This is a genomic window from Agrobacterium leguminum, from assembly GCF_015704895.1.
In the GTDB taxonomy this organism is placed as follows: Bacteria; Pseudomonadota; Alphaproteobacteria; order Rhizobiales; family Rhizobiaceae; genus Agrobacterium; species Agrobacterium leguminum.
This window is the reverse complement of the sequence record NZ_JADQWB010000025.1, coordinates 1-26,730: the sequence shown is the minus strand read 5'-3', so window position 1 is coordinate 26,730 and position 26,730 is coordinate 1. Positions and strand designations below refer to the sequence as shown.

Here is a 26,730-nt window from a genome sequence, read left to right as displayed (position 1 = left end):
AGGAAACCAATGCCTATCTTCATGGACCGGCACGAGCTTGCCGGCGTTTCCGCTGCCGATATCGCCGCGGCACATCTTAAAGATATCAACATTCAGGATCGGTACGGCGTCAAGTTTTTGACCTACTGGTTCGATGAAAGGCGCGGCACGGCGTTTTGCCTTATGGACGCGCCGGACGCTGAAACCGCGCAGTGCGTGCATCGCGAAGCGCACGGCTTCGTCGCCAGCGAGGTGGTGGAAGTCGCGCTGTCGGCGGTGGAAGCGTTTCTCGGGCGAATACAGGATCCGGTGGCGCCTGGGGCCGCCTCGAAAAATATGGACCCCGGCCACCGCGCGATCCTTTTCACGGACATCGTCGGTTCAACCGAAATGACGGCCCGCCTCGGCGATCGCATGGCGGCGGAACTTATCCGGGCGCATGATGCCCTTGTGCGCGGTTGTCTGGGGCGGCGCTCGGGGCGGGAGGTCAAGCACACCGGCGATGGCATAATGGCCGTGTTCTCCTCCACGCCATTTGCGGTGGATTGCGCCATCGATATCCAGCGCGAGTTCCATCGTTACAACAGCGACAGGGGCGAGCCCATTCACATCCGTATCGGTCTGGATTGCGGGGAGCCTATCGAGGACAGCAATGATTTCTTCGGTACGACCGTGCAATTGGCGGCGAGGCTTTGCGCCGCCGCCGAGAGCGACCAGATCCTGATATCGGACAAGACTTTTCAGGAATATGGCGGCGCCGATGTCCTCGTGCATGGCGATCGTTACAGGCTGAAAGGCTTTGCCGAGCCGGTGCTGGCCTATAGTTGCGAGTGGCTGCACTAGCTAAGGCTTGTGCAGCCACCGAAGGGGCAGAAATCGCCCGATTTATTCGGCGGTCGCCTGAATATCGACCTTGTCCAGAAGCCCCATCGGATTGTCGGAGGCGGCGACCAGATCGAAAATACCGAGGCCGTTTGCGCCGGTGGATTTGACCGTTACCGTCAGGGTCCCGGGTTTGCTGATGAACTGGACGAGCGCTTCCACGGCGTTTTGCAGCTTGGGCTGTTCAGCCGCCACCTGCGGCAGCATCATGCTCGCCACAAGCGTCAGAGTGGCGCGTACCTGATCTTCCGTCATGTCGTTCTGCAGGGCATAAAGCTTGATCGCCTTGGCCATCAGGCCTTCGTCCTTGATCGTGAGCTTCACTTCGCGGCCGGCAAGCCCGAAGAGCGCCGCCTGCGCGCGATTGACGTCGAAGGAGAAGAACTCTTCCGTAAAGCCGCTTACCAGACCGGCAAAATTGACGCTGCCGAAATCCTTGCTGCTGAGCGAGATATCGCGGATCACCAGATTGCTGTTCGGTTCGTCCCAGCCGGCGGCGAGGCCATAAGAGAAGGCCAGCGTTTCGAGACCCATTTTGCGGGCTTCGACGAAAACTTCCTCCGTCGAATCCGCAGGAATCGGAAGCGTGAGCTCGTCCTGCCTGATCTCGATATCGGTCGGAATGCCGTTGAAGGGCTTGGTCAGCCCCATCTCGAAATTCTTGAGCGAGAATTTGATGCGTTCCGGCGTTCCGGCCGTTTCTTCCTCCGTCTCCTCCTCCGTCTTTTCCGGCGCGGCGATATCGACGTTGATGCCGCCGACGCGCACCCGGCCGAGTTCCGGTATCAGGCGATTGAACTGGAAGGTTTCCATCTGCGTCTCGTCGAGCGCGATGATCTCGGAAATTCCCTTGATCGTCGAACTCCAGTCGAAGCCCTTGAGGCTTGCTTCCGCGACTTCAATCTTGCTGTCGCCATCGCCGATCGACATGCCATTCAAGCCGAAGTCGAGCGTGCGGCTGTCCATCTGCATGTCGATGCGGTCGATGGTGGCCTTGACCCTTTTGCCGGCCGCCCCTTCCTTTTCGTCCGGCGCGTCGGCCTTGAGGCCGATGAACTGCATGTTGCTCTTGCCGAACATGTCGAGAATGGACACGACCTTTGCGAAAAGCGCCTGGCGTTCCTGCGGTGGAAGCTGGTCGGGATCTTTGGTCGCCGTCAGCGCTTTCAGGGTATCCAGCAGCGGTTCGGACGGCATGCGGGCGGTAAAGCCATCGCTGCGGATTTCATCGTAGCTGAAATGACCGTCTCCTTCAGAGAAGGAAACGGCCTTGACGGAGACCGGCCCGTAGAGCGGCTTCGCTTCCTTGTCGTCCGGGCCGGCCTTTTCCGTATAGAGCCGGGCGAGATAAGCGACGTCGATGTCCTGACCGGCGATCGCGCCGGTCGACACGACCATATGCTTGTCTTTCATCGCGCCTTCGCCGTCGGGAAGCTGCATCTTGATGTCGTAGCTGCCATTGTCGATAGAGTATCGGGCAATGCGGCCGCCGGCGATCTCAGAGAAAGCCAAGTTCCTGTAAACGGTCTTCTGCTCGGTGGTCGCGACGGACTGGGTAAACGTCACCTCCGGCGTGGAGATGCTTGTCGCCGCGAAGCGCTCGATGCGCCGGGGCAGGGAGCCGCCGTTTCCTTCCGCCTGTGCCGGCTTTTCGAATGCGGCATTCTCGACGCGGGCCTGCGCCATCGAAATCTTTCCGGTCGGCACATCGATGTCGATGGTGTTCATGTCCAACGCGCCGTCCAGAAACGGAAGTTTCGGACGTCCATCGATAGCCGCGATCTTGATATTTCCGCCCTCTTCAAGCGGCAGCGTCAGATCGCGAACATGAATTTTCCCGAGAAAATCGACCTCGATGGAAGTGGCCGTCGCACCGCTGCGGGCAACCAGCTCCTTCACCTTTGCTTCGTAGAAGGTCTTGCCGCCGATGACGCCTGCGGCAGCAACGGCAATAATCGCAACTGCCGCCCAAAGCGCCCTGCGCCGACCCTTGCCGGTCTGGATGTTTTCCTGTTCCACGAAGTGAGTCCTCTCTAACGAACTGATATTGGCTGCCTTTTAAGCACGCAAAAGTTGCTTAGCAAGTGGTCATTGCCAGGCGGTTCCTCGCGTGGGAAATCTTGACGGAGAGGAGGTGTCAGGTAATCCGAAGTGCTGGCTGGCCTCTACCTGGGCTGCGCGCTATGGCGCAACATCACCATTTCGACATTCTGTGCCTTCATCTGTTCTTCAACCACAAGAATGGCAGCGCCCATGATGCCTGCGTCCGGGTCCGGGGGCGAGATCACCAGTTCCAGCTCCCTCGTCGCCAGGGGAAGCGAGCGCTTGTAGACCAGCTCGCGTATGCCGGCCAGAAGGTGGTCGTTGGCGATTGCCAGTGTCCCGCCGATCACGATCATCTGCGGGTTCAGGATGCTAACGAGGCTTGTCATGACCTCGCCGAGAATGCGGCCGGATTCCCTGACGAGGTGAATGGCAAGCGGTTGGCCAAGTTCGACCAGCCGGGTCACGTCGCGGGCGGTGTGCGCCTCGATGCCCTCTTTGCGCAACTCGCGTGCGATTGCCCAGCCGGCGGCGCGCGCTTCGACGCAGCCAATCTTGCCGCAGCGGCAGAGCGGTGCGGGTTCACGTGCGAACTGGATATGGCCGATATCGCCCGCCGCACCTTGCGCACCGCGATAAAGACGGCCTTCCGTAATGATGCCGCTGCCGATGCCCGTCCCGACCTTGACGAACACCATTTCGCTCACATTCGTCCGTCGCTGCCGATGGTCGCTCAAGGCCAGAAGGTTCACGTCGTTTTCGGCGTAGACGGGAACACCGAATCTTTCTTCAAGGTGTTGCCTGATTTCGAAATTGTCCCACCCGACCATCACGGAAGGACCGACGACCCGGCCGTTGGCGTAATCGACAGGGGCAGGCAGGCCAATGCCGATGCCCAGCACGTCGGCTGTTGTTTTGCCAATCTTCGATAAAAGCGCCTCGAACTGCTCCTCGATCCAGTTGAGAACCACAGCGGGGCCGCGCAGAATATCGAACGTTTCCGAGATTTCCGTCAGGATTCGCGGCTGCAGGTCGGTGACGGCGACGCGGATATGCTGCTCACCGATATCGGCGGAGAGGACGACGGCGAAGTCGCGGTTGAGATCAAGGGCGCGCGTGGGCCGTCCGCCGCTCGGAAGCGTTTCCTCTGTCTCGCGGATCAACCCCGCATCGATCAGGCCTGCGAGTTTCTGGTGTACAGTCGCGCGCGAGAGGCCGGAAAGTTCGGTCAGGGCGCTGCGCGAACGGGCGCGACCCGAACCGACGAGCGACAAGAGCGCCGCGCTTGCCTTGATCGCGTTGAGATCGCCCTGCCACTCGCGAGGGGTAGATCCTTGTCCGGAGGTTGTGCTTGCCATTGCCGGTTTCCGTTCCTCACAGCGTCTTTTAGTGTCTGGCATGCGGCCGCGTGCCTGACGAGACTGCTTACCAATATTTGGTAGAAAATCCCCTTATAATCCGAAATTTCCGATATTGCTCCTGATATATGTATAAAAAAATACAAAATGGTAATTAGATAATGTTGACAGTATGCATAATTGGGGTCAGTAATAATCGCGCCAAGACGGATTACGTCCTCCGGATGGGAGGGAGCGCTTGGTAATCTGGGAGGATTTCAAATGAAGTTTTTTGAAAAACCCGCTTCTGCGGGCAGTTTTGCCATGTCCGGACGTCTCGGCGCCGCAGCGCTCGCTCTGGGGGTAAGTCTTGCTTTCATTCCCTTGAACGCGCAGGCTGAAGACATCCTTATCGGCGTCATCACCAAAACCGAAGCCAATCCCTTCTTTGCCAAGATCCGCGAAGGTGCGACCTTGAAGGCCAAGGAACTTGGTGGCGTGAAGATCCAGAGTTTCGCCGGCAAGTTCGACGGTGACAATGAAAGCCAGGTGGCTGCTGTCGAAAACCTGATCTCCGCCGGTGCAAAGGGTATTCTGATGGTGGCGAGCGACACCAAGGCAGTGGTGCCGGTGGTGGAGCAGGCCCGTAAGGCGGGTATCCTCGTCATCGCGCTCGATACGCCGCTCGAACCTGCCGATGCCGCCGATGCGACCTTTGCGACCGACAATTTCAAGGCGGGTGAACTGATCGGTTCCTGGGCCGCCAAAACGGTTGGCGATGCTTCCAAGGCCAAGGTCGCCTTTATCGATGCGCTTGAAAACCAGCCGACAGTGGATGTCGCCCGCGATCAGGGCTTCATGAAGGGTTTCGGCATCGATCCCAAGGACGTGACGCGTTATCTGGATGAGGACGATGCGCGCATCGTGGGCCACCAGTGGGGGCAGGGATCGGAAGAGGGCGGCCGCACGGGCATGGAAACGCTCCTCCAGAAAGACAGCGATCTGAATGTGGTCTACACCATCAACGAGCCGACCGCCGCCGGCGCTTATGAGGCGTTGAAGGCCACCGGCAAGCAGGACTCCGTCATAATCACCTCTGTGGATGGCGGCTGCCCCGGCGTTAAAAACGTGAAGGCGGGCGTCATCGGCGCAACGTCGATGCAATATCCGCTCAAGATGGCGTCGCTTGGTGTCGAGGCAATCGTCGAATATGTGAAATCCGGCAAGAAGCCCGAGGCCAGCCCCGGCCTGCCGTTCTTCAATACCGGCGTCACGCTCGTCACCGACAAGCCGGTTGCCGGCGTTGACTCGATCACTTCCGATGAAGCGCTGAAGGCCTGCTGGGGCTGAGCAGCCTTTGACGCCCCGTCCTCTCTAAGCCGCGGGGCGTCACTCCTGGCCAGGTCAGTTTCCGAATAAACACCGTCTGGCCACGCTTTTGAAAATCTGCCGTAACAGAACGCCACACTTCCCTGCTGATGTGAAAAGGCGCTCCAACGTGTTTAATCCGTGCATCGCATTTTCCGGCAGCCGATCCTGTATCCGGGTTGAAGCCGCAGACCTGCGAAGGGTGTATCTCGATGACTGAACCCAGCAAACATGCTTCGACTGGTCCGGCAGGCTTTGAGGCCGGTTCGATAGCAAAAGAAACATCTCATGCCGTGTTCGAGGATCAGGACACGAGCCCGCTTCGCAGGCTGCAACGTTTCCTGCACGGCAATCCAACGGTGGTGCCGTTCATTGTTCTTGCAGCCAGCGTCGGGGTGTTTTCCATCATCGTCGGCTCACGGTTCTTTCAGCCTTTCAATCTTTCGCTCATCCTCCAGCAGGTCACCATCATCGGCATTATCGGCATCGCCCAGACGCTGGTGATCCTGACGGCGGGCATCGATCTGTCCGTCGGCGCCATCATGGTATTGACCTCGACGCTCATGGGCCGCCTTGCCATTACTGCCGGGTTGCCACCGGAACTCGCCTTCCTTATCGGGCTCGGCGGCGGGTTGGGTTGCGGCCTCATCAACGGGTTTCTCATAACCTATATGCGTCTTCCGCCTTTCATCGTCACCCTCGGGAGCTGGAGCGTCTTCGGGGCGCTGAACCTCTGGTATTCCGGCAGCCAGACCATCCGTAGCCAGGAGGTTGCCGAGGTCGCACCGATCCTGCAATGGATGGGGGCGGCAATCCAGTTCGGTGGCGCGCGCATTACGCTCGGAACCGTGCTGATGCTCGCTCTCGCAGCTCTCGCCTGGTATGTGCTGAACCGCACCGCCTTCGGCCGCCATGTCTATGCGACGGGTGACGACCCGGATGCGGCGACGCTTGCCGGCATCGATACGCGTCGCGTGCTGCTGGCGGTTTATGCCTGTGCGGGTCTCATCTCCGCCATCGGCGCCTGGGCGTTGATCGGCCGGGTCGGCGCAATCAGCCCGACCTCCGGATCGACTGCCAATCTGGATTCCATCACCGCGACGGTGATCGGCGGAACATCGCTGTTCGGCGGGCGCGGCACCATCATTGGCACCCTGATCGGCGCGCTGATCGTGGGGGTCTTTAGAAACGGCCTTGCGCTCGCGGGCCTCGATGCGCTGTGGCAGGAATTCGCGGTCGGTATTCTGATCGTGGCGGCCGTCGGCGTCGACCAGTGGCTCCGGAGGGTTTCGGCATGACAGGCGAACTTGCGCTCGAAGGTCGCGGCCTGACCAAACGATACGGCAATGTCGTTGCACTCAACGGTGCGGACTTCGAATTGCGTCGCGGCGAAATTCTCGCCGTGATCGGTGACAACGGCGCCGGAAAATCCACCCTCATCAAGGCGCTTGCCGGTGCGGTTATACCCGACAGCGGCGAAATCCGGCTGGAAGGCAAGCGCGTCGATTTCAGAACGCCGATGGATGCGCGCTCCGCCGGCATCGAAACGGTGTTTCAGAACCTTGCCCTTTCGCCGGCGCTGTCCATCGCCGACAATCTTTTCCTCGGGCGTGAAATGCGTGTGTCCGGCATCGGCGGTTCGGTCTTTCGCCTGCTGGACCGCCCCCGCATGGCGACCGAGGCGCGGCGGCACCTGTCGAGCCTCGGTCTGATGACGGTGCAGGACATTCACCAGAGCGTCGAAACGCTGTCCGGCGGGCAGCGGCAGGGTATTGCCGTCGCCCGTGCCTGCGCGTTCGGTGGGCGCGTCGTCATTCTCGACGAGCCGACCGCAGCTCTCGGGGTCAAGGAATCCCGCAAGGTTCTCGACATGGTCCTTAGCATTCGCGACAAGGGCCTGTCGATCGTGCTTATCAGCCACAACATGCCGCATGTGTTTGAAATCGCCGACCGTATCCACATCCACAGGCTCGGCAGGCGGGCGGCCGTCGTCAATCCGGGAGACGTCACCATGTCGGATGCCGTGGCGATCATGACCGGTGCCACGGCTGCTGCCAGCCCGATAATGTGAAAATTGGCAACGTGAAGAACGGCAGTGTTTCAGTCCCACCCAATTGCGAGATCCCATGCCCCTGAATGATGCTCACACCATATTTGCCAGCAGTCGCGAGGGGGCGTGAGATCATGACCGATACCTATATAATCGGCATGGATTTCGGCTCGGAATCGGCGCGGGGCATTCTCGTCAATGCCCGCACCGGCGCGCAGGAAGGCCACCATGTCCATCCGTATCGCAACGGCATTCTGACGCATTCGCTGCGCGGTCGAAGCCTGCCCGCCAATTTCGTGCTTCAGGTCGCAGATGACTACACGGAAGCCGCCGAGATTATTCTGTTGGCGCTCGGCAAGGGCCGCAACGTGGCGGGGATAGGTATCGATTTCACCGCGTCTTCCCCCATGCCTGCACGCGCCGACGGCACGGCGCTTTCGGTGCTTTATCCGGATGAGCCGCATGCCTATGTGAAGCTCTGGAAACACTCGGCGCAGGCTCATGCGGATGCGATCAACGCTTTGGGTGGTGATTACCTTGAAAACTTCGGCGGGAAGCTCTCCGGCGAATGGATGCTCGCCAAGGCGGCGCAAATGCGCGCTGAAGCACCCGCTTTGTGGGCCGAAACCGGGCGCTTCATCGAGGCGGGAGACTGGCTGGTCTGGCAGCTGACCGGCAACGAGGCGCGAAGCCTCGACTTCGCCTCCTACAAGGCGCAGTTCTCGCGGGAAACCGGCTATCCGGAAGACGTGGTGCCGGGGCTTGCGGAGCGTCTTTCGAAACCGCTTCAGGTCGGTAGCCCGGCCGGTTCCCTGACGCCGGAGTGGCGTCGTCGCACCGGGATTACAGGCGATGCCGTCGTTGCGGTTTCTGTTATCGACAGTCATGTCGTGCTGCCTGCGGTCGGCGCGGTCGGTCCCGGTGTTTTTGTCGGCGCGCTCGGAACCTCTGCCGGCTTTCTCATTCTGGATGGTGAGGGACGCGGCCTGCCGCCCGGGCTCGAAGGGGCGGCCTTCGGTGCCGCCCTGCCGGATTTGTGGTGTTACGAGGCGGGGCAGGCGGCGTTCGGCGACATGCTGGCCTGGTATGTGAAGACTTTCCCGCGCGATGACGACCTTTCGCGCAACTTCGCCCTACACAATGAGGCGGCGCAGGCGGTCAGTCCGGGCGCGGGCGGTGTTCTGGCGCTCGACTGGTTTGCGGGAAACCGCATTCCGCTGGCCGACTCCATGCTGTCGGGATTGCTGGTGGGCCTCAGCCTGAAATCGACCTCGGCCGGAATCTACCGGGCGCTGATCGAGGCGCTCTGTTTCGGCACGCGATCCATTCTGGACATGGCGATAGCGGGCGGCGTGCCGATCAGCCGTATTGTGATGACGAGCGGTCTGGCCCGCAGCAATCCGTTTCTGGTGCAGACGATGGCGGATGTGTTCGGACGCATGATCGAGGTTCCGGACGTGGAGAACCCGACGGCGCTCGGCGCGGCAATCCATGCGGCGGTGGCGTCCGGGATCGTTGGCTCTTTCGCCGAGGGTGCGGAAAGGCTCGGTGCGCGCAGCCTTCGCGAATTTGTGCCGAACCTGCGCCATTTCGAAAAATACGAGACGCTTTATGCCGAATATCGCCGGCTTGCGGCGAACGAGGAGCTCCGGCGGGCCATGCGCTCGCTTCATCTGTTTGCCGCACGTCAAAATGCACATTCGCAACCGAAGTCGCCGAACGCCGAGGCGGCACAGTGAATTTGGCGATGGAAATGGCGGTTCGTCAGGTCAGTGGCGCAGGGGCAGCGGGCGAAACCAGCGTCACCTTGCACTCCGTAGCTTTGAGCGAGGTCATCGCATCCTGCGAAATGCCGTTATCGGTGATGACCTCGTCTATCTGCGAAATATCCGAAAGCGTGCAGAAACCGGGCGCCGCGAATTTCGAGCTGTCGACCAGAAGCACGGTTCTGCGGGCTGCGGCGATCATGGCACGCTTGAGCGAGGCCACTTCCAGCGAGGTTTCCGTCAGCAGCGTGCCGGTAACCGCAGAAGCCCCCGTCATGCAGATATCGGCGTGCAGCGTTTTGATGAAGCTTTCCCCCGGCTCGCCCGCCAGGTGGCGGTGCCCGGGCCGCACCGTGCCGCCCGGCAGGATGGTGCGCCAGGATTTGATATCGGCGGCGAAATCGGCGATCTGCAGGCTGTTGGTCACCACCGTTAATGGAAGGTCGCGTTCGGCAGCGGCCCGCACCGCCTCCATAACCGTCGAGGAACTGTCGAAGATGACGCTGTCGCCGGCACTCAGCCGCTCCGCGGCCTCGCGGCCGATCGCAACCTTTTCCGCGTGCTGAAGCGCGGCATTGACCGTCATCTCCCGTTCAAAGGTCGCACGCATCGGCTGCAGCAGATGCGCGCCGCCGTGGGTGCGCTCGAGATAGCCTTTTTCCACCAGATGCTCGAGATCACGCCGCACGGTCGATTGCGATCCGCCTATCGTATCCGCGAGCTCCTGAATGCCCGCCGCGCCATTGATGCGCAGGTGCTCCAGAATGAGCGCCCGTCTTTTGGCGGGAACCATATCAACACGCTTGCTCGAAGACTCCATGCAATCACCCGGTTTTCGGCCCGTAGAAACGCGCCGATTCTCTCCAATGTCCGTCAAGCTCTACCAAATCGTGTATCCGCAATCCACCGCAACGATCGTGCCCGTCATGGCGCTGGCGGCGTCCGAGGCCAAAAACAGGATGGGCGCGGCGATCTCATCGGGCCTTGCGACGCGCTTCATCGGCGTCATCTCCATCCAGACCGGCATCAGCGTTTCATCTGAAAAGCCGCCGCGCGACATGACGGTATCGACATAGGTGGGTGCAACGCAATTGACCCGAACGCCGCGCTCAGCCCATTCGCCCGCGAGGCAGCGCGTCATGTGGTGAACGGCGGCCTTGGCGGTGTTGTAATGCACCTGCCGCTGCGGCTTGTTGGAAATCAATCCGGACATCGAACCGAGGGTGACGATGGAGCCGTGTCCCCGCGCCAGCATCGGGCGGGCGAATTCACGGCATGACCAGTAAGCGCCGTTGAGATCCACATCCACCACCTTCAACCAGACCTCGTCGCTCATCTCTTCGCCCGGCGTGTCCGGCCAGGCGATGCCCGCATTGGCAATCAGGATATCGACGGCGCCGAAGCGGTCGTTGGCGGCCCGCGCGGCCTCGGCGACGGCCTTCGCATCCGTTACATTGAGCTGCATGGCGTCCGCCGCATGGCCTTGTGCCTTCAGTTCCGAGAGACCCGCCTCCAGCACCTCGGCATTCATGTCGGAAATGATGACATGCGCGCCTGCTTCCGCCAGCGCTTGCGCCGTCGCAAGGCCGATGCCGCGCCCGCCGCCGGTGATGAAGGCGGTTTTTCCATCCAGACGAAATCGTTCGAGAAACATCGTTTTTCCTTCAGGCCTGTTTGAGGGCGGCGGGGGCGGTCACGACGCCGGGATTTCCGAGAACGAGAAGGCACCCGGCCGTGAAACTGTCGCCGAGGCCAAGCGTGGTGGCGGGCTTTTCAACATAGGGCGAGGCGCAGGCAACAAAGGTCCAGCGGCCTTTCCGCACACGATTGTCGAAGGGCAACGCGTGAAACTGCGCCAGCGCATCGGTACGGATCGCGTTTGCCGGTTCCCCATTGGCAGCCCGGGCGCTGGCAATGGCGCATCCGGCCATCAGCGCCAGTTCCTCCTCGTCGGGGTCGTTGCGCGTCACAGCGGCCGCCCAGGTGTCGGCATGCACGCAGACACGGTCTATATCCAGCCTGTCCCCAAGAGCGATCAGCGCCTCCATCGGATGCTGGGCGGTGCCATCCATTGCCAGCAGTTCCGAATGGCTCATGCCGAGCGAACTGATTGCACCCCTGGCCTGATCGAGCAACTCGCTTACGGCGTCCTGCGAAGCATAACCGGCAAGCTCGAAATGCACCGTCTTCAAGCCCGCATCCATCCAGTCGCGGCTGAGCGCAAAGACATGGCGGGCGGCGGCACCGACATTTTCCGCGGCCTCGTCGTTGAGGCCGGACAGAAGGCCTGCAGCGGCGGTGGAGGCGCGCTTTCGTGATACCGCCTCAAATGCCGCATCATGCTGGATACCGCGATCGCAAAAACGCACGATGATGCGTGTCGAACGATTGGGTATGAGCGCACCGATTGGCTTGCCCGCCGTGAATTCGAAGATGAATATTTCGGGAATATGCCGTTCTGTCGGCGTCACTTCCGCCGCTGTTTTCAGCGCATTGCCCTCGGCCAATAAAACGCCCGGTGGGATCTGACGAAGCTGCTGCTCGTGGCGATCCTCCAGCGCCACCAGGGAGGCGACGCCGAGCCGCGAAAGCACCCAGGCGGCCTGCGGACCGGTGCCGCCCAGCGCGTAGCGAACATCCAGATGATCGCGCAGCCATTGCGGGCCGTCCAGCCAGTCGGCGCGTACTTCACCGCCGATACCCTTTGCGGCGCGCGCCAGCAACATGGCGGCGAATTGACCGGCCGGCGTTTCGGCTGGGGCATCGAGAAGCGGCTGCATATTGTGCATGTCGGCCCGTGCATCGACACAGGTGGACATGCCGCACAAGAACAGCCCCGCCCGCGAAAGCGCCGATGTTCCAATCGGGCCGGAGCGCGGATCGGCGAGCGCGACATAACGCTCCCCCCAGTCGCCTGTAAAAACGTCACCCATAGCCGAGTATCTCCTCCTCACGCGGCAATGATGTCAATTGCTACCATTATCTCTCAAATCGTCAACGAGATTTTGCACTGAAAGTGCTATTTTGCCAGAATTTGCGCAATGCAGCGCATTTTTAAAGCGGCGCAGCACATGTTTTGCGCATGCGAACGTCTTGGGTGGCGCATTGACCGCTGATTTGCCGAAAATAAAGACATTTCAAGCGTATGGACGGACGCCCATTGTGGCGCTGGTGTTTTGTTGATGTGGCATGAAAAGACACTGGAAGGCGTCTGGACGAGCAATTTAAAATGTTGATTTATTTTTATAAAATTCGAAATTTGGAAACTTTGAATCCCATCCTTCGGTCAAGAATATGGAGCGAGCTGCCTTGTTTTAGAGAGAAAAAGATAGCTATTGACAGAATATGAGAAGTGGCCGTTTATAAATGCAAGTCTGCGGTCGCAATCGAAGCGCTGGCAGCCGAACTCCAACATTCATTGAGGGCTACGATGGTCACGAGACTCGACAGAAAACTGGCGAATATTCGCGCAGGGCGTTACAAACCGACTGATTTTATCATTGCCGATGCAAAGGACAGCGATGTCGGCGCGGGTGTCTCCGCCACCGGTTTCGATTATTCCGTCAAGCCGCCCCGCCGTCGCACCCGCCAGGAATTCATAACCCAGATCGAGGAGATCATCGACCAGGACGTGGTCGACATCATGCTGGTATCGCAGTCCAATCTCGATCTGCTGGACGAGCGCGGCGCGTTTTCCGGCAGCGAGGTGAAACCGGCCATTCGCGGCAATCTCGAAAGCATGTGCTGGGGTGGCGTGCGGCATGGCACCTATACACAGTCGCCATCCGTGCCGTTCCGCGATACCGGCCTTGCCCGCGCCATCGCCAACTACCCGACCTCCGGCACCGATCTCTGCCTTTATTCGGTGTGCTTCACCAACGATCTCGACCGCGACATATGCACGCTCAAAGCTTTCGCCGAGTTCCGCGCCGAAGCATCGAAGCACAATTTCAAATATTTCTACGAGGTCTTCAACCCGAACGTCGATATCGGCCTGACGCGCGAACAGACCGGCGAATTTGTCAATGACCACATCATCAAGTCACTGGCGAGCGTGCCGCGTGCCGAACGGCCGCTGTTTCTCAAGATGCCCTATAACGGGCCGAAGGCGCTGGAGGAACTCGCCTCGTTCGATTCCGAGCTGATCGTCGGCGTGCTTGGCGGCGGAGCGGGCACCACCCGCGATACATTCGAGCTGGTGGCGCAGTCGGAGCGTTACGGTGCGCGGCTCGCGCTGTTCGGGCGCAAGATCAATCTGGCTGAAGCTCCGCTCAATCTGATCGTGCTGATGCGCGCGGTTGCCGACGGCGCCCTGAAGCCGGAAGAGGCGGTCCGCGCCTATCATGGCGAGCTGCAGACACTGGGGCTTTCCCCGGTGCGCCCGCTCGCGGACGACCGCGTCATTACCGAGGACGTGCTGAAAGCGGCGGCGGCCAAGGCGGCCTGATAGCTGCCGGGATTTCGAGTGAGCGCGGCTCTGGGAGGGCCGCGACAAAATCGGGCGGCAGGTCCGCCGGCATCTTTAAACAATGCGTCTTTAAACAATAAAGGGAGGAATATGATGAGGAAGACGTTGTTTCTTGCAACGACAGTTCTGACTGCCGTTCTGTCCGCTGCTGTTGCGAGTGCCGCGCAGAAAGAAGTGACCGTATGGTCATGGTTCGTGCAAAGCACCATGAAGAAGTCGATTGCGGCCTTCGAGAAGGCCCATCCAGACGTGAAGGTGAACTACACCTATTACAATTATTCGCCGGAATATATCACGGCGCTGAAGGCGGCGGCGGCATCCGGGAGTTTGCCTGACATCATCGGCCTGCAGCCGGGGTCCCTCACACAGCAATATCGCGATAATCTGGAGCCCGTAAACGAACGCGCCGCCAAACAATGGGGTGCAACATGGGAGGAGAAGATTTTCCCCGTCAACCGCAAACAGATGTTGATGGGCAATCCCGCCGGCGACAAGAATTTCTACATCATTCCCCAGGAATCGCAGGTTCTGTGCATCTGGTACAACCGCAAGCTCTTCGAAAAACACAATATCGCTGTGCCGAAGACCTATGCGGAACTGAAGGCTGCCGCCAAGACGCTGAGCGATAACGGCCTCATCCCGATGTTTCAGGGCGCCGCGGACGGCTGGCAGAACGAAAACGTCTTCCTGATGCTCGCCAACCAGTTTTCCCCCGGCATCGTCGACAAGGCGCAGGCGGGTGAAACGCCGTGGACCACCCCGGAGCTGGTGGCCGCCATGAAGGCGTGGAAGGGCCTCTTCGATGACGGCATCTTCCAGCAGGGTGCGCTTGGCGCGCATGCCTATCCGACCGGCGCGCAGCTCTTCGCACAGGGCAAGGTGGGCATGATGGCGCTCGGCTCCTGGTGGATGCAGGAAAGCAAGTTCCCGCCGCCGCTCTCCGAATATGTGCAGAACATGGACGGGTTCGACTTTTTCTACATGCCTCCCGTCAAGGAGGGCAACAAGGCAAGCCCGCCGGTCGGCGGCATCGACATCGGTTACGGCCTGACGAAGAATGGCGGCAAGAATGACGCCGCATGGACTTTCCTTGCCGAGCTGACCAACGGTGTCGGTCTGCAGGAGGCGCTGAACGACCTGAACGATCTGCCGGCCTTCGAAGGCCATACGCCGAAGGGCGATATTACCGACCACGTCAAGCAATTGTCGGCACGGTTCATGGCAGATCTGCCCAAGGCCGAAAACCAGCGCTTTTCTTCGCCGGCCGTGGCCGAGGCGCTGGACAACGCCCTGGCGGGTGTAGCCGCCGGCAGCATCGAAGCCGAGGCCGCGCTGGCCAAGGCGGACGAGGCGACCAAAAAAGCGCTCGCGTCAAAGTGACAGGCGGCCTCAAGATGCCGGGCGTTGCCAAATGCGCCCGGCGGGTTGAAGCGCATCGACCACGACAAGACCTCCCTGGTGCGCTTCAACACCTTTCGACGCCGTTTCGTTTGATGGCGGTGTGATTATCAATCGGTGAGAACCCATGCGTGCAGAAGTTTTAAGGGCCGGCGCTACGCCTGTTATCATTGAACGCAGCAGAGCTTCGAGGGCGTCCATGCTCTATGTCTTCGCCCTTCCTGCCGTTCTGCTGTTCGTCGTTTTCATTGCCTATCCAATCCTTTGGGTGACGGGACAGAGCTTCTATGCGGCTTCCGGCGAGGCACGCAGCTTTGCGGGATTTTCGAATTACGTCACGGTTCTTGGTGACCCTACCTTCTGGATCGTCGTGCGCAACATGGCGCTCTGGGGTGTCATCACCATTCCAGTCCAGATGCTGGTGGGCGGGGTGCTCGCCTGGTTCATCGAACGGCACACGGACCGGCTGCGCGGTTTCTTTCGCACCATGTTCTTCCTGCCTGTCGTTACCTCCGTTTCGGTGGTCAGCCTCGTCTGGGTGCAGATTTACGCGCCCTATTACGGCATCGCGCAGGAGTATCTGAAATATGCCGGTATCGTCATGTCGACCTCGCCGATCGGCGATCCCAAAACGGCGATCTATGCCCTCATTGTCGTCAATATCTGGCAATGGACCGGGTTTTCCATGCTGATGTATATCGCCGGCATCGCCAACATGCCGTCTGAAGTGCTGGATGCGGCGCGCATCGATGGCGCGAAGGGTTTGAAACTCGCCGCCCATGTTGTGGTTCCCATGCTGGCGCCCGCCACAAAGTCCTTGCTGCTTCTCGGCGTCATCGGCACGCTTCAGACCTTTCCCATCGTGCATCTGATGACCGGTGGCGGCCCGAACCGGGCAAGCGAGGTTTTCGGCACCTTCATCTTCAAGCAGAGCTTTGTGCTGGGCGATACCGGCAGCGGTGCGGCGCTTTCCGTGATCGTTCTTGTCGTGGCGCTTGGCCTCTCGCTGCTGCAGATCGCAGCACTTGGCGCACGGCTGACGCCCGCCGGAAAGGACCGGTCATGACGGCTTTTGCCCGCAACCGCGCACGCGGCATTCTCATTCATGCGGTGCTGTTCATCGTGCTCGGCATCTGGATGGTCCCGCAGGTCTATATGCTGTCCGTGGGTCTGAGAACGCCGGCGCAGGCTTTCGACGCGGCGCTCTTCACATGGCCGGTGACCTTCGACAATTTCATCACCGTCATCCGCGACAATCCGCTCGGTGGCATCTTCCTGAACAGCCTGATCGTGACGGTCGCGACGGTGGCGATCGTGGTCGCCGTATCCTCGCTTTTTGCCTTCTCCATCGCTATCCTTCGGCTCAAAGGCACGCTGTTTCTCTACACGACGCTTCTGACGACGCTGATGGTACCGCTCGCCTCGATGGTGTTGCCGCTTGCCATTCTCCTGAAGAATTTCGGCTGGGTGAACACCTATATCGGCCTCATATTGCCCTATGCCGCCCTTGGCGTGCCCTTCGCCATGGTCATCCTGAAATCCTTCATGGAAGACGCGCCGCGTGAACTGTTCGAGGCGGCCAAGGTGGATGGCTGCAACGCCTGGCAGACCTACTGGCATGTGGCGCTGCCGCTGGTGCGCCCGGCGCTGGTGTTCGTCACCATCTGGCAGTTCATCGTCACCTGGAACGAGTTTTTCCTGGCGCTGATCGTGCTGACGAAAAGCGAGATGAAGACGCTCACCATCCTGCCGATGCAATATTCCGGCCTCTATATGGCCAATCCCGGCGCGCTGTTTGCGGTGCTGACGCTGATCGCGCTTCCCCTCATTCTTCTTTATGTGCTGGTGCAGCGCGCCTTCGTGCGCGGCCTGACTGCCGGCGCGGTGAAAGGCTAGACCCATGGCGACGCTTTCGATCGACAAAATCACCAAGGCCTTCGGCAGCCTGACGGTCATTCCCGAATTGTCGCTGACCATAGAGGATGGCGAATTCTGCGTGCTGGTCGGCCCTTCCGGCTGCGGAAAATCCACGCTGCTGCGCATCATCGCCGGGCTGGAGCCGATCAGTTCGGGCCGCGTGCTGGTGGATGGCGCGGATATGAGCGATGCCGAGCCGCCAGAACGCGGCGTGGCCATGGTTTTCCAGTCCTATGCGCTTTATCCACATATGAATGTTGCCCGCAATATCGGCTTCGGGCTGGAAATCGCCCGGACACCCACAGCCGAAATCGGCGAGCGGGTGGGCCGCGCGGCCGGCAAACTCAAGCTTTCGAGCTATCTGAAACGCAAGCCGCGCGAATTGTCCGGCGGTCAGCGCCAGCGTGTCGCCATCGGCCGGGCGATGACGCGCAAGCCGAAGCTTTTCCTGCTCGATGAACCGCTTTCCAACCTCGATGCGGCCCTGCGCGTCGGCATGCGGGTGGAAATCGCACGGCTGAAGGCGGAACTCGGCTGCACGATGATCTATGTCACGCATGACCAGGTGGAAGCGATGACGCTGGCCGACAAGATCGTCGTCATGAATGGCGGCCGCATCGAGCAGATCGGCTCGCCGATTACGCTTTACCAGCGTCCCGCCAATCTTTTCGTTGCGGGTTTCATCGGTTCTCCCGCCATGAACCTTCTGAAAGCGCGCGTTGTCGCCGTTGCAGAAGGCATCGCCACCGTGTCTCTCGCCGCCGGCCCCTCCCTCGATATTGCGGTTTCAAGGCCGCTTGAGCCTGGTGACACCGTAACCCTCGGCATCCGCCCCGAACATATTGCAATCGGCGACGGGCAGGGCGGACAGTCCTATTCGATGAAAGCGACGATGGTCGAACTGCTCGGCAGCGATACTTTCATCCATGTCCGCGAGGGCGAGGAAACCATCACCATAAGAGACAGTCTTGGCCGCATGGCGCGCGCGGGCGACCGCATAGCCGTGTCGTTCCCGGCCGCCGCCTGCCATCTGTTCGACGCGAAGGGGCAGAGAGTGTCGCAGGATATGAACACCCCGCGAGAGACTGAACCGGGGCGGATCAATTGAAACGTTGTGAAGGGTGCGGAATCTTCGGCGCCATGAGGGAGGAAGACGGGAAATGACGGATTTTCAGGGCAGAACGATCCTTGTGACGGGCGGCAGCGGCGGTATTGGCGGCGAAACGGTGCGCCATCTCGTGCGCGCCAATGCCGATGTCATCGCGGCAGGGCGTTCGCAGGAGGCGCTCGAGGCTATTGCGAAGGAAACCGGTTGCCGTACATTGACGTTCGATCTTGCCCGCGACGAGGAAATTCGCGCCGCGCTGGAGGGACTGGATCTGTGGGGCGTCGTCAATTGCGGCGGTTTCGGCGGCGAGATTGCCACGCCGATGGACACGGATATCGCCATTTTCGACAAGGTCATCACCATCAATGCGCGCGGGGCGCTGCTGGTGACGAAATATGCCAGCCAGTCCATGGTGAGGCTCGGCAAGGGCGGCGCCATCGTCAACGTGTCCAGCCAGGCAGCCCTTGTGGCGCTGCCGGGCCATATCTCCTACGGCTCTTCCAAGGCCGCTCTCGACAATATCACCCGCTGCTCGGCGCTGGAGCTCGGCCGCTACAATATCCGCGTCAACAGCGTCAATCCAACCGTTGTCATGACACCGATCTCGTCCGGCCACTGGAGCCAGCCGCATGTGGCCGAGCCGTTCCTGAAGCAGATGCCGCTCGGCCGGTGGGCCAGCGAAGCGGAAATCGCCGCACCCATCGTCTTTCTGCTCAGTGACGCAGCCTCGATGATTACCGGTGTTTCGCTGCCCATCGACGGCGGTTTCACCTGCTGCTGATCGTGTAACGATGTATGGCGTCGCGACCCAGTCAGGGAAGCGTCGCCGCCGCGTCGCGGCTCTCCGAGCCAACATGAGGCTGCGCCGACGAGTTCGGCCTCATCGAAAACACCTTCGCCAACCCAGGCCACGATCCCCTCCGGCCGCAAGAGAACCGCAAAGTCCGGCGCACTGCGCCCCACAAGCGCGTGACGCGCACCGAGATCGTAACGCAGACCGATGCCCCAGACGCGTTCGACTTACACGCCCTTTATGATATTGCAGATGCCTTCGCGAATGACGTTCTTGTCGGCGATCTGTCCTGCCTGAATATTGAAAACGGCATCGATCCGCACAGCATTGCCTTTCTGCCGCGCCACCACCCGCAGCGTCTGGATTCTGCCGCTGCCGCTGGTTTCCTGATGGGCATCGATGGATGAGAGCGCCTTGTTGATCTGGATACCTGAAAAACCTTCAGCAGCGACGGCCTGTGCAAGCTTTTGAAGCACCGCGGGCGCCTTGGCCTTCGGCAGTTCCTGCCATGATTTGTAAGAAACGGCGGTCACCATCGGCACGCCCGAAACGGTGAAGTTCTTCTCGCAGGAAGCTGCGAAGGCAGGGCTTGAGACGGCGATGAGGCCAAGGGCTGCGATGAGGGATTTCATTGGTATGATCCGATCGTTGGTGAAGGTTTTCAACTGTTGCCCATGTCAGAACGACGACCGTTTTCCCCGGTAGGTCGAAGGCGGCGGCAAGGCTTCATGGGCTTGCGCCAGCGTTTCCAGCCATGTTGCGAGGCCATCGGGAACGGCTTCATTGCCGGCTTCCAGCGCTTCTATCCATGAGAGCTCGCATTGCAGGGCAGAGGCAATATTGATTGGCGTCCAGCGGATAACCCGCAGGCATTCATTGAAGCGGTCTGGCGACATGATGATTTGTTATGTTCCCCGTCATTTTCCTGGCGAAGCTCACTCACATGGATGCGAGAGTCAATCATTTTCCGCAACTTTTGATCGATCGTTTCCCCTGTATCCCTTCCCTGATAAAACTTAGTCGACATGCTAAGTTTCTGCTTGCCCCATCGCGATGAAACATGATAGTTAGCAACATGACTAAGCATCATCAGGAACTTTCACTGATCTTCCAGGCTCTGGCCGATCCGACGCGGCGGGCAATTCTGGCGCGCCTTGGCGGCGGTCCGGCGCCGGTCATGGAACTGTCCGCTCCCACGGGGTTGCGTCTGCCCACGGTCATGCGGCATCTTTCCGTGCTGGAGGAGGCGGGGCTGATCGTCACGTCCAAGGATGGGCGGGTGCGCACCTGCGCTATCGTGCCCGAAGCGCTGGAGCCGGTAAGCACATGGCTCGATGAGCAGCGGGCCGTGTGGGAGAGCCGGCTTGACCGGCTGGAGGCATTTGCAATGCAGGCCATGAAGGAGGAATCCGAATGACAACGAAACCGGATCAGGAAGGCGCACACGCTGAACCGCATCAGCGGCAAGACCGTTTTGCAACGCTCAGCTTCGAACGGGAAATTGCCGTTCCGCTATCGGCTCTCTGGCAGGTCTGGCTGTCACCCGCCGCCCGGGCGGCGTGGGCCTCTCCCTCGCCCTCGGTGACCGTGGAATTCCTGGAGGCGGACAGCAGGCTGGGCGGTCGCGAAGTGTCGCTCTGCAAGGTCGCCGGCCAGCCGGATATTCGCTGTGAATGCGGCTGGCTGGAGCTGCAGCCAACCCGCCGCAGCGTGAACTACGAGGTGGTCTCATCCGGCGGCGTAACCCAGTCGGCAGCGCTGGTGACTGCCGATTTTCAGGCTGCGGAAGAGCGTAGCCGCTTGACCGTAACGGTGCAGCTTTCCTCACTGGCCGAGGATATGCGCGATGGCTATCAACAAGGTTTCAGCGCCGGTCTCAACAATCTGGCCAGCGTGGCCGGGCGAACCATGGTGCTGGAGCGAACGATAAAGGTGCCGCGAAACATTGTCTGGAAAGCCTGGATGAACGAAAAGACGCTGCCGCAATGGTGGGGCCCTGAAGGGTTTTCCTGCCGCACGAAGAGGATTGATCTGCGGACCGGCGGCGAATGGGTCTTTGACATGATCGGCCCTGACGGCACAGTCTTCCCGAACCATCATCGTTATGTCGAGGTCCGCCCCGAAGAGAGGCTCGCCTATACGCTGCTATGGGGCGAAAACGGACCGAAACATGCCGATGCCTGGGCCTCCTTCGAAGATCAGGATGGCGCGACGAAAGTTGTGCTGGGCATGGTGTTCAGCACGGAAGCCGAGTTCCAGCAAGCGAAGGGTTTCGGCGCCGTGGAGCTGGGGCAGCAAACGCTGGGCAAACTGGAGCGCTTCGCCAAGGCGCTATAGATGCGCCGTGCCGTCAGCTCCCTGTGCAGAGGTCTCGATACTGGCTCCTGTCCAGACCGGCATTAATCTTCAAAACCGCTCTGCGCGTGCGAGATCGTCTTGCAGGTCCCGCCATCCTTCTCGCCAACCATACGCTTGTCACGAATGACCGAACGCTTGGCGATGTCGATCTCCCATGCCACCGAGCCTTCATTCAGGCTCGCTTTACCACCGGCAAAGGTGCCTTTCTCCATTCTCTGGCTTCCAGAAGCCGGGACATAAACTCCAAATGTCCCGGTAGCTTCGTCCAGAGCGAAATTGAACACCTGAGGAGTTCCCTTCGAACCGGCGAACTCGCAGCTAAGGTATGTTGGCGCGGCAAAGGCAACAGAGCCTGAAAAAAGCAGGGTGGCAGCGGTGAATCCGGTTCCTGTGATGACTTTCAAGTCTTGATCCTCATTCGTGTTTTCTCGTTAAACTAGAAATATTTCGCCCCGTTGGCAAAGTAAACGATATAGCGATTTAATTACCGTGGCGCTCATGGTTGGCTAGGGAGCAGGAGCGGCCGTAATGTTGTGATGAATATTGACAATATATGCTACGCTTTTCATAATCGAGGAGACCGAAAGGAATATGCCATGGCGTCAGGAAGCATTCACGTCAAAGTCAGCGGAGCATTGCAAGACCATATCCAGCAGCAGATTGGTGATGACGGTCTTTATGAGAATGCGAGCGAATATATTCGAGCACTTATCCGGCGTGACCTGCAAACTCGCGACGAGGCATGGGATGCCTTGCAAAAGGAATTGTCTCCCGCCATGCGCGCGGATGAAAGCGAGTTTGTAGCCGTCTCCGCTGACGATGTAATCGGCCGAAACAAACGTCGTTAGTTATGGCAGCTTATCGCTTTTATGTGCCTGCTGACGCCGCACAGGACAAAATCTGGCGTGACACTGCGGATGCTTGGGGTGAAGCGCAGGCTGAGACCTATATACGTGGCCTGCATGCGCATTTGCAGCGCCTCTGCTACAACCATCTGCTTTGGCGGCGTCTGCCCCAAAGACTTGCCGTCCCCGGTGACCTCAAGAGTGAGGCTTATTTCAGCCGGTATGAGCATCATTACCTGTTTTTCCGAAAGCTTGATAACGGCGACCTAGGCGTGATGAGTATCCTGCATGAACGGATGGATATGGCGGTGCGCCTGCGAGAAGATCTCACGGCGCTAGATGCCAGAGGCATTATCAATACTGGCTAGAGCGGGTGCTTAAACAGTGCTCTGCCTCCGCCAAGAGCTTATGGCATTCTGGGTATCAGACTTAGGATTCTCTTCATTCCAGCGATCCCAGAATGCAATTGTTTGGCTGTCAGGCCACATCTTTGGCTCAGCAATTCGAACGCGTGTCGGTAGCAGGCTGGCGTCACCAACAACCAAAGCCTCGCCAATGTCCAAGACCGGCAAGAGGTCGCCGAAGCTACCCAGGCTATCCGGCAGGAGCCGTTTGATAACGCTCTGATCGTCGCCGTTAGTCAGACGCATAGCTACAACGTTATTGCACTGGCTGAGGACCGTTCGGTTTACTTCTGACGGTCGCTGGCTGATCACCACAAGGCCGATCCCGTATTTTCGGCCCTCTTTGGCTATCCGTTCAAAAATCTCAACAGCGACGGCATCAGAACTGTCAGCCTGTGCACGTTCCGGGATGTATAGGTGTGCTTCGTCACACATGATCGCGATTGGGTGACGCTTCTCGGACTTTGTCCAAAGACTCGTTGAAAAAATGATTTGTGCTAATAGGCTCACGGTTAGCGGCAATACGTCGGAAGGCACTTCCGAAAAGTCGATAATTTTAATGCCACCTTCGTTTTTGTTTTGTGCGCCGCGGCCGGCAGAGATGGCGTGGACCATTCGCTCGAGCCAAGCCATGTCCATACATTCAGGTGGAGGCTGAAACAGGAAAGCCAGACGTCGGTCGTGTCTCTTGGCTTCAAGACGACCGATCAACCTGCTGAGTTTACCGTGATACGGACCCTGCTTGTCTGTTCTAGTTCCTTCGACCATTTCCTTGTCCAACTCCGTCAATTTATTAAGGACGGTGTCAAGGTCGAATGGCACTGGGCTATCAATGGTAAAATGCTCTAGGATTTCTTTGTGCTTGACGGGATCAAGGGAGCTCTTTTTGGCGTCTACGATGGTTCTTGTCATGACCATCGACTGATTAGGCGCATTTTGGTCACTGCGGTCGACAAACATCGACACCAAGGCTTCATAACCGAGCAACCAATATGGCAGGTGAAGAACCCCATCATTCAGCCCACGATTGTATTCAATGTCGGATGGTCCTGCAATCCGAATATGTTTGAAAGCCGCGCCCTTCAGCGGACGGTATTCACCATGGATATCGAACAATACGACGTTTGCTTGGGGCAGTTCGGCGATCTGATCGAGCAATCGTGCTGTCGTCCAAGATTTGCCTGAGCCGGTGCTGCCAACTATGACGGCATGGCGCTGAAAGAGCTTATTGCCGTTGAGATAAGCAATTGCTTCTTCATCGAGCGTGAAATGGCCAAGCGACAGCTTTGGGCCGTCGCTTTGCAGGTTGGAGATTACCTGCATGAACTTGCTCAGCCTCTGTCTCTCCAAAGAGAAGCAATTAGCGTCGATCTCTGGAACGGTCTCAAGTGTGCGACGAAATACGTTTTGATCTTTACCGACGCGGTCCAGCAGGGTGCCGATGAGGGTAATCTTCACGAGGTTATTTTCGCTCGGAACGAGAGATTCGTCAGCAGACTCGGTTTCATCCAGCTCGCGCGTGTCCGGCTTGCGGGTGATCTTCACAACAACACCAATCAAGTGTTGACCTGGCTTGCTGCTTTGCAGAACCACGAGTCGGTTGACCTGGAGGCGCTTTAGCCGATCAAGATCATCGACGCGGATAGTAGCCGCCGTAGTATCGACAGAAATGACTCTGCCAAGCGCTTCTGTGTCTGCGAAATCGAAAATGGACATGAGCGTTACCTATAGGACCAAATTGTTGAAGCCATCGAGAGACCAAAGATCAGATACTGTGATTTCGATTCCGTTAGGGTGGGTAGGCGAAAAAACCCTGCTTCCACTGCCAGATCGCTCGATTCCCAAGTAGTTCGTACCCGCCTTAGTTTTCAAAAAGTCTTTCGCCTCATCTGTCAGCGTGCGTGCCAGCACCACAGTTGGGACGTTCCTCTCTCGGCATCGCTCAATGATCTTGGGATGAATGTGCTGGTCCCGAAAGCCGAAGCCAACACAAAGGAAGGCGGAGGCATTTTTCAGTGCAGAATCTGCCCCGTTGATGGTTGTTCGAAAGGGATCTTCGTATGTCTTCTCGTATTTGTTGAGGCCGGGCGTGACGATGAGTGGTGTGTAGTGCTCGGCAGACGGCAGTTCGAACACGGGTAGCCCGATTGTCCTCTCATCTGCGGTGCGAAACCAGTCAAGGGATCCGTGAACTTTCCATATTTTCACGACGCGGGACGGCTTTGCGGCGTGCGTGAATTTCACGCGACTCGTGCTTTCCCATTTTTGAATGTAACCTGGCGCAAAGCCGGTTTGAAACAGTACGTTTTTGGAATTACAGGCAAACTCGGCAACGCGGTCATAGTTGGTCGTAACCACATGGACCTCGCTGTGGGTGCTGCTGAACATTCTCGCCAGCAACTTCCCCAAAGCGAAATTGCTATCGTTGGCGGCTGCGGCTTCCAAGAGCTGCATGTCTTTCTCGTTTACGCAACGCCAAGTCAATCCCACGATCTTTGACAAAAGCGACGGAGGTAGGTTCTTGCCTTCCAAAGCTGCTTCGAGGTGGTCGCCGTTGGCCAGCGCTGTCTCGACGAGCAACCAAGCGTCACTTTCCGCGTCATCTTTTGCTTCTATGTTATTGCGAAGGTAAGTGCTTAGCTCTCCCATACTAGGAAGCCCATGAGGCATGGATGCCCCGCTGCCAAGGACGATGGTTGGGCAACCCTGAAAACAGGTTTGGGCGACCTTGGATATCTCGTCGGTTGTCACGTGTTTTTCGTCCAGTCTCAATATTTATGCTCTACACAGGGTTGTATCCCATGTCGTTCAGATTCGAAAGGTGTACTCCACTTGCACTTCATCTAATAAGTGTCGGCGTCTATTAGACCGTCAAAGCAACCTTCCTGTGCTGAATCGTCAACTCATGCCTATTCGCAGAGAAACTGCTCTTCTGGGTTCGCCGTGGCGAAGGATCGCTTTGCGATATCCAATTTTAGCGAGAAGCGGACATGGTGATGTTTAGTGAGTGATGACAAAGTAGAAAATTGTTTTTTATTGACTCTTGTGGGTGTTGGTCCTGCATATCTCAGCTTAAAAGAATAAATTTTTCAATTAATTGATGCCGTTTTACCCAGCTTCCTTTGTTTTGGTTAGCTTTTGGAAAAGTTTTTTGTTTCCTCATTTATGCTCACCCTGCTTGCCTGACCTATACTGCCCCTATTCCGCGACGAACCGGGAGATGTTTTGGTTTGAAGCGGAGCCAGCGCCGGCTGTGAGAGAAAGACGTCACTCTCATATTTCGGGGCCTGACAGGGAAAGTCCTCAGGCAATGACCGGGGGAGAGATGGAATCTGGTTTGTGGTGGGCCTCTCTATTTCTCCGAAACGCATTGGCTGAAGGACATGCTCTGACAGGTACAAACCGCTGATGCGGGGCACTGATAAGTGTCTTTATTTCCCTAGGTGGCAGTTTTCAGTGCCCCGTTGCAATGCCCATTGAGCTGAAAGGCTGATGGGAAAAGAGATGAAGCTCAAGACACGGTCGCAACTGCGTCGCGTGATAGGAAAGGTGTGTTCAAATGGGTCTCTATGAAATGTACGTTCTTGCAGCTCGTGCAGATACAGCCCTGATGAGGCGAAGGGTGGCGAAGATTATGAATCGTCGGCGCAAGAAGCAATATTTATACAACCAGAAGAAGAATTCGGATTTGGAAGCCGAGATAGAGAGGGGAGAGCCCCTTCGACCTGGGAGGATTCCGTAAACATATATTTATATAGATATATACGCAGAAACATATAAAATATATGCTGCGTTGAATTGTATATGAATATTTGAGGGCGGACGAGAATCCGCGGCCAGAATCTTGTTTTTACGGCCTGCAATTTGCGGATTGCGGGACGATAACGTGTAAATATATGATTTTTATGTTGAAATTGCCGATATGGCTGGAGAATTATTATGCGCGGAAACTATATGAGTGAGATGGAATTGATTAGAGTGGGAATCAGATTCGAGTGACGATCGATCATAATA

Annotated in this window: 25 protein-coding genes; 15 read left to right on the top strand and 10 right to left on the bottom strand. The window is 58.5% G+C overall.

Translation table 11 applies throughout. The annotated features are described in order from the left end of the window. The first annotated feature begins 9 nt into the window (after positions 1-9). Positions 10-822, top strand: coding sequence for a nickel-binding protein (locus I3J13_RS23680; RefSeq protein WP_196380448.1), 813 nt, complete (start codon positions 10-12; stop codon positions 820-822). 42 nt (positions 823-864) lie between these two features. Here the strand turns inward: I3J13_RS23680 and I3J13_RS23675 are convergent, their stop codons facing one another. Both I3J13_RS23675 and I3J13_RS23670 read right to left on the bottom strand, forming a co-directional pair. Next, positions 865-2,880, bottom strand: coding sequence for a hypothetical protein (locus I3J13_RS23675; RefSeq protein WP_196380447.1), 2,016 nt, complete (start codon positions 2,878-2,880; stop codon positions 865-867). A 146-nt stretch (positions 2,881-3,026) separates the two neighbouring features. After that, positions 3,027-4,262: an ROK family transcriptional regulator gene (locus I3J13_RS23670; RefSeq protein ID WP_059756472.1), complete on the bottom strand. Its 1,236-nt coding sequence runs from the start codon at positions 4,260-4,262 to the stop codon at positions 3,027-3,029. Positions 4,263-4,565: 303 nt separating this feature from the next. Between I3J13_RS23670 and I3J13_RS23665 the strand changes: the two genes are divergently transcribed. The 4 genes from I3J13_RS23665 (at position 4,566) to I3J13_RS23650 (ending at position 9,398) form a co-directional block, all read left to right on the top strand. Then, on the top strand, positions 4,566-5,591 hold the full coding sequence (locus tag I3J13_RS23665) for a substrate-binding domain-containing protein (protein WP_035238465.1): 1,026 nt from the start codon (positions 4,566-4,568) through the stop codon (positions 5,589-5,591). 230 nt (positions 5,592-5,821) lie between these two features. Next, positions 5,822-6,907, top strand: a complete 1,086-nt coding sequence (locus I3J13_RS23660; RefSeq protein ID WP_059756474.1) for an ABC transporter permease — start codon at positions 5,822-5,824, stop codon at positions 6,905-6,907. Continuing rightward, positions 6,904-7,680, top strand: a complete 777-nt coding sequence (locus tag I3J13_RS23655) for an ATP-binding cassette domain-containing protein (protein ID WP_196380446.1) — start codon at positions 6,904-6,906, stop codon at positions 7,678-7,680. The genes I3J13_RS23660 and I3J13_RS23655 overlap by 4 nt, the downstream gene beginning before the upstream one ends. 113 nt (positions 7,681-7,793) lie before the next feature. After that, the gene (locus I3J13_RS23650; protein ID WP_196380445.1) at positions 7,794-9,398 is read left to right on the top strand and encodes an FGGY-family carbohydrate kinase; all 1,605 of its coding nucleotides are present in this window, start codon (positions 7,794-7,796) and stop codon (positions 9,396-9,398) included. A gap of 25 nt (positions 9,399-9,423) precedes the next feature. On the opposite strand, the gene I3J13_RS23645 is transcribed toward I3J13_RS23650, so the two are convergent. Genes I3J13_RS23645 through I3J13_RS23635 form a run of 3 tightly spaced genes read right to left on the bottom strand, consistent with a single transcriptional unit; the run spans position 9,424 to position 12,358 of the window. Then, positions 9,424-10,245, bottom strand: coding sequence for a DeoR/GlpR family DNA-binding transcription regulator (locus tag I3J13_RS23645; RefSeq protein ID WP_003504407.1), 822 nt, complete (start codon positions 10,243-10,245; stop codon positions 9,424-9,426). Positions 10,246-10,305: 60 nt separating this feature from the next. Further along, positions 10,306-11,079, bottom strand: coding sequence for an SDR family NAD(P)-dependent oxidoreductase (locus tag I3J13_RS23640; RefSeq protein WP_003521609.1), 774 nt, complete (start codon positions 11,077-11,079; stop codon positions 10,306-10,308). A 10-nt stretch (positions 11,080-11,089) separates the two neighbouring features. Continuing rightward, positions 11,090-12,358, bottom strand: coding sequence for an ADP-dependent glucokinase/phosphofructokinase (locus I3J13_RS23635; RefSeq protein ID WP_196380444.1), 1,269 nt, complete (start codon positions 12,356-12,358; stop codon positions 11,090-11,092). Positions 12,359-12,855: 497 nt separating this feature from the next. On the opposite strand from I3J13_RS23635, the gene I3J13_RS23630 reads away from it, so the two are divergent. From I3J13_RS23630 to I3J13_RS23605, 6 genes are all read left to right on the top strand, one after another. Next, entirely contained in the window at positions 12,856-13,872 is a 1,017-nt protein-coding gene (locus I3J13_RS23630; protein ID WP_003504412.1) for a hypothetical protein, read from the top strand. 114 nt (positions 13,873-13,986) lie between these two features. Next, positions 13,987-15,273 (top strand): ABC transporter substrate-binding protein, encoded by a 1,287-nt coding sequence (locus I3J13_RS23625; RefSeq protein ID WP_196380443.1) that lies wholly within the window; start codon positions 13,987-13,989, stop codon positions 15,271-15,273. Positions 15,274-15,490: 217 nt separating this feature from the next. Continuing rightward, positions 15,491-16,357 carry a carbohydrate ABC transporter permease gene (locus I3J13_RS23620; protein WP_196380442.1) on the top strand — a complete coding sequence of 289 codons (867 nt, stop codon included), beginning with the start codon at positions 15,491-15,493 and terminating at the stop codon, positions 16,355-16,357. Continuing rightward, positions 16,354-17,187, top strand: a complete 834-nt coding sequence (locus tag I3J13_RS23615) for a carbohydrate ABC transporter permease (RefSeq protein WP_196380441.1) — start codon at positions 16,354-16,356, stop codon at positions 17,185-17,187. The genes I3J13_RS23620 and I3J13_RS23615 overlap by 4 nt, the downstream gene beginning before the upstream one ends. Before the next feature lie 4 nt (positions 17,188-17,191). Then, positions 17,192-18,316 carry an ABC transporter ATP-binding protein gene (locus tag I3J13_RS23610; RefSeq protein WP_196380440.1) on the top strand — a complete coding sequence of 375 codons (1,125 nt, stop codon included), beginning with the start codon at positions 17,192-17,194 and terminating at the stop codon, positions 18,314-18,316. A 52-nt stretch (positions 18,317-18,368) separates the two neighbouring features. Next, positions 18,369-19,097, top strand: a complete 729-nt coding sequence (locus I3J13_RS23605) for an SDR family oxidoreductase (RefSeq protein WP_080839289.1) — start codon at positions 18,369-18,371, stop codon at positions 19,095-19,097. Positions 19,098-19,336: 239 nt separating this feature from the next. Here the strand turns inward: I3J13_RS23605 and I3J13_RS23600 are convergent, their stop codons facing one another. Further along, positions 19,337-19,741, bottom strand: coding sequence for a hypothetical protein (locus tag I3J13_RS23600; RefSeq protein WP_174013269.1), 405 nt, complete (start codon positions 19,739-19,741; stop codon positions 19,337-19,339). Positions 19,742-19,786: 45 nt separating this feature from the next. Then, on the bottom strand, positions 19,787-20,005 hold the full coding sequence (locus tag I3J13_RS23595; RefSeq protein ID WP_003521599.1) for a hypothetical protein: 219 nt from the start codon (positions 20,003-20,005) through the stop codon (positions 19,787-19,789). 179 nt (positions 20,006-20,184) lie between these two features. Here I3J13_RS23595 and I3J13_RS23590 point away from each other — a divergent pair, with 179 nt between their 5' ends. Then, positions 20,185-20,526, top strand: a complete 342-nt coding sequence (locus I3J13_RS23590) for an ArsR/SmtB family transcription factor (RefSeq protein ID WP_196380439.1) — start codon at positions 20,185-20,187, stop codon at positions 20,524-20,526. Next, entirely contained in the window at positions 20,523-21,446 is a 924-nt protein-coding gene (locus I3J13_RS23585) for an SRPBCC family protein (protein WP_196380438.1), read from the top strand. Before I3J13_RS23590 ends, I3J13_RS23585 begins: the two co-directional genes overlap by 4 nt. 62 nt (positions 21,447-21,508) lie before the next feature. Here I3J13_RS23585 and I3J13_RS23580 read toward each other — a convergent pair whose 3' ends face one another. Next, positions 21,509-21,871, bottom strand: coding sequence for a hypothetical protein (locus I3J13_RS23580; RefSeq protein WP_196380468.1), 363 nt, complete (start codon positions 21,869-21,871; stop codon positions 21,509-21,511). Positions 21,872-22,063: 192 nt separating this feature from the next. Between I3J13_RS23580 and I3J13_RS23575 the strand changes: the two genes are divergently transcribed. Both I3J13_RS23575 and I3J13_RS23570 read left to right on the top strand, forming a co-directional pair. Beyond that, on the top strand, positions 22,064-22,315 hold the full coding sequence (locus I3J13_RS23575) for a ribbon-helix-helix domain-containing protein (protein ID WP_196380437.1): 252 nt from the start codon (positions 22,064-22,066) through the stop codon (positions 22,313-22,315). Positions 22,316-22,317: 2 nt separating this feature from the next. Beyond that, positions 22,318-22,680 carry a type II toxin-antitoxin system RelE/ParE family toxin gene (locus tag I3J13_RS23570; protein WP_196380436.1) on the top strand — a complete coding sequence of 121 codons (363 nt, stop codon included), beginning with the start codon at positions 22,318-22,320 and terminating at the stop codon, positions 22,678-22,680. 9 nt (positions 22,681-22,689) lie between these two features. On the opposite strand, the gene I3J13_RS23565 is transcribed toward I3J13_RS23570, so the two are convergent. Continuing rightward, positions 22,690-24,432, bottom strand: a complete 1,743-nt coding sequence (locus I3J13_RS23565) for an ATP-binding protein (protein WP_196380435.1) — start codon at positions 24,430-24,432, stop codon at positions 22,690-22,692. Positions 24,433-24,441: 9 nt separating this feature from the next. Continuing rightward, entirely contained in the window at positions 24,442-25,467 is a 1,026-nt protein-coding gene (locus I3J13_RS26025; RefSeq protein ID WP_196380434.1) for an SIR2 family protein, read from the bottom strand. Positions 25,468-26,730 lie beyond the last annotated feature (1,263 nt).

Coding starts and splice junctions, on each gene's coding strand:
- I3J13_RS23620 (WP_196380442.1), top strand. CDS start 15,491: ATGCTCTATGTCTTCGCCCTTCCTGCCGTTCTGCTGTTCGTCGTTTTC.
- I3J13_RS23605 (WP_080839289.1), top strand. CDS start 18,369: ATGACGGATTTTCAGGGCAGAACGATCCTTGTGACGGGCGGCAGCGGC.
- I3J13_RS23615 (WP_196380441.1), top strand. CDS start 16,354: ATGACGGCTTTTGCCCGCAACCGCGCACGCGGCATTCTCATTCATGCG.
- I3J13_RS23600 (WP_174013269.1), bottom strand. CDS start 19,741: ATGAAATCCCTCATCGCAGCCCTTGGCCTCATCGCCGTCTCAAGCCCT.
- I3J13_RS23640 (WP_003521609.1), bottom strand. CDS start 11,079: ATGTTTCTCGAACGATTTCGTCTGGATGGAAAAACCGCCTTCATCACC.
- I3J13_RS23570 (WP_196380436.1), top strand. CDS start 22,318: ATGGCAGCTTATCGCTTTTATGTGCCTGCTGACGCCGCACAGGACAAA.
- I3J13_RS23590 (WP_196380439.1), top strand. CDS start 20,185: ATGACTAAGCATCATCAGGAACTTTCACTGATCTTCCAGGCTCTGGCC.
- I3J13_RS23575 (WP_196380437.1), top strand. CDS start 22,064: ATGGCGTCAGGAAGCATTCACGTCAAAGTCAGCGGAGCATTGCAAGAC.
- I3J13_RS23650 (WP_196380445.1), top strand. CDS start 7,794: ATGACCGATACCTATATAATCGGCATGGATTTCGGCTCGGAATCGGCG.
- I3J13_RS23565 (WP_196380435.1), bottom strand. CDS start 24,432: ATGTCCATTTTCGATTTCGCAGACACAGAAGCGCTTGGCAGAGTCATT.
- I3J13_RS23660 (WP_059756474.1), top strand. CDS start 5,822: ATGACTGAACCCAGCAAACATGCTTCGACTGGTCCGGCAGGCTTTGAG.
- I3J13_RS23655 (WP_196380446.1), top strand. CDS start 6,904: ATGACAGGCGAACTTGCGCTCGAAGGTCGCGGCCTGACCAAACGATAC.
- I3J13_RS23625 (WP_196380443.1), top strand. CDS start 13,987: ATGAGGAAGACGTTGTTTCTTGCAACGACAGTTCTGACTGCCGTTCTG.
- I3J13_RS23610 (WP_196380440.1), top strand. CDS start 17,192: ATGGCGACGCTTTCGATCGACAAAATCACCAAGGCCTTCGGCAGCCTG.
- I3J13_RS23680 (WP_196380448.1), top strand. CDS start 10: ATGCCTATCTTCATGGACCGGCACGAGCTTGCCGGCGTTTCCGCTGCC.
- I3J13_RS23585 (WP_196380438.1), top strand. CDS start 20,523: ATGACAACGAAACCGGATCAGGAAGGCGCACACGCTGAACCGCATCAG.
- I3J13_RS23645 (WP_003504407.1), bottom strand. CDS start 10,245: ATGGAGTCTTCGAGCAAGCGTGTTGATATGGTTCCCGCCAAAAGACGG.
- I3J13_RS23670 (WP_059756472.1), bottom strand. CDS start 4,262: ATGGCAAGCACAACCTCCGGACAAGGATCTACCCCTCGCGAGTGGCAG.
- I3J13_RS23635 (WP_196380444.1), bottom strand. CDS start 12,358: ATGGGTGACGTTTTTACAGGCGACTGGGGGGAGCGTTATGTCGCGCTC.
- I3J13_RS23595 (WP_003521599.1), bottom strand. CDS start 20,005: ATGTCGCCAGACCGCTTCAATGAATGCCTGCGGGTTATCCGCTGGACG.
- I3J13_RS23665 (WP_035238465.1), top strand. CDS start 4,566: ATGTCCGGACGTCTCGGCGCCGCAGCGCTCGCTCTGGGGGTAAGTCTT.
- I3J13_RS23630 (WP_003504412.1), top strand. CDS start 12,856: ATGGTCACGAGACTCGACAGAAAACTGGCGAATATTCGCGCAGGGCGT.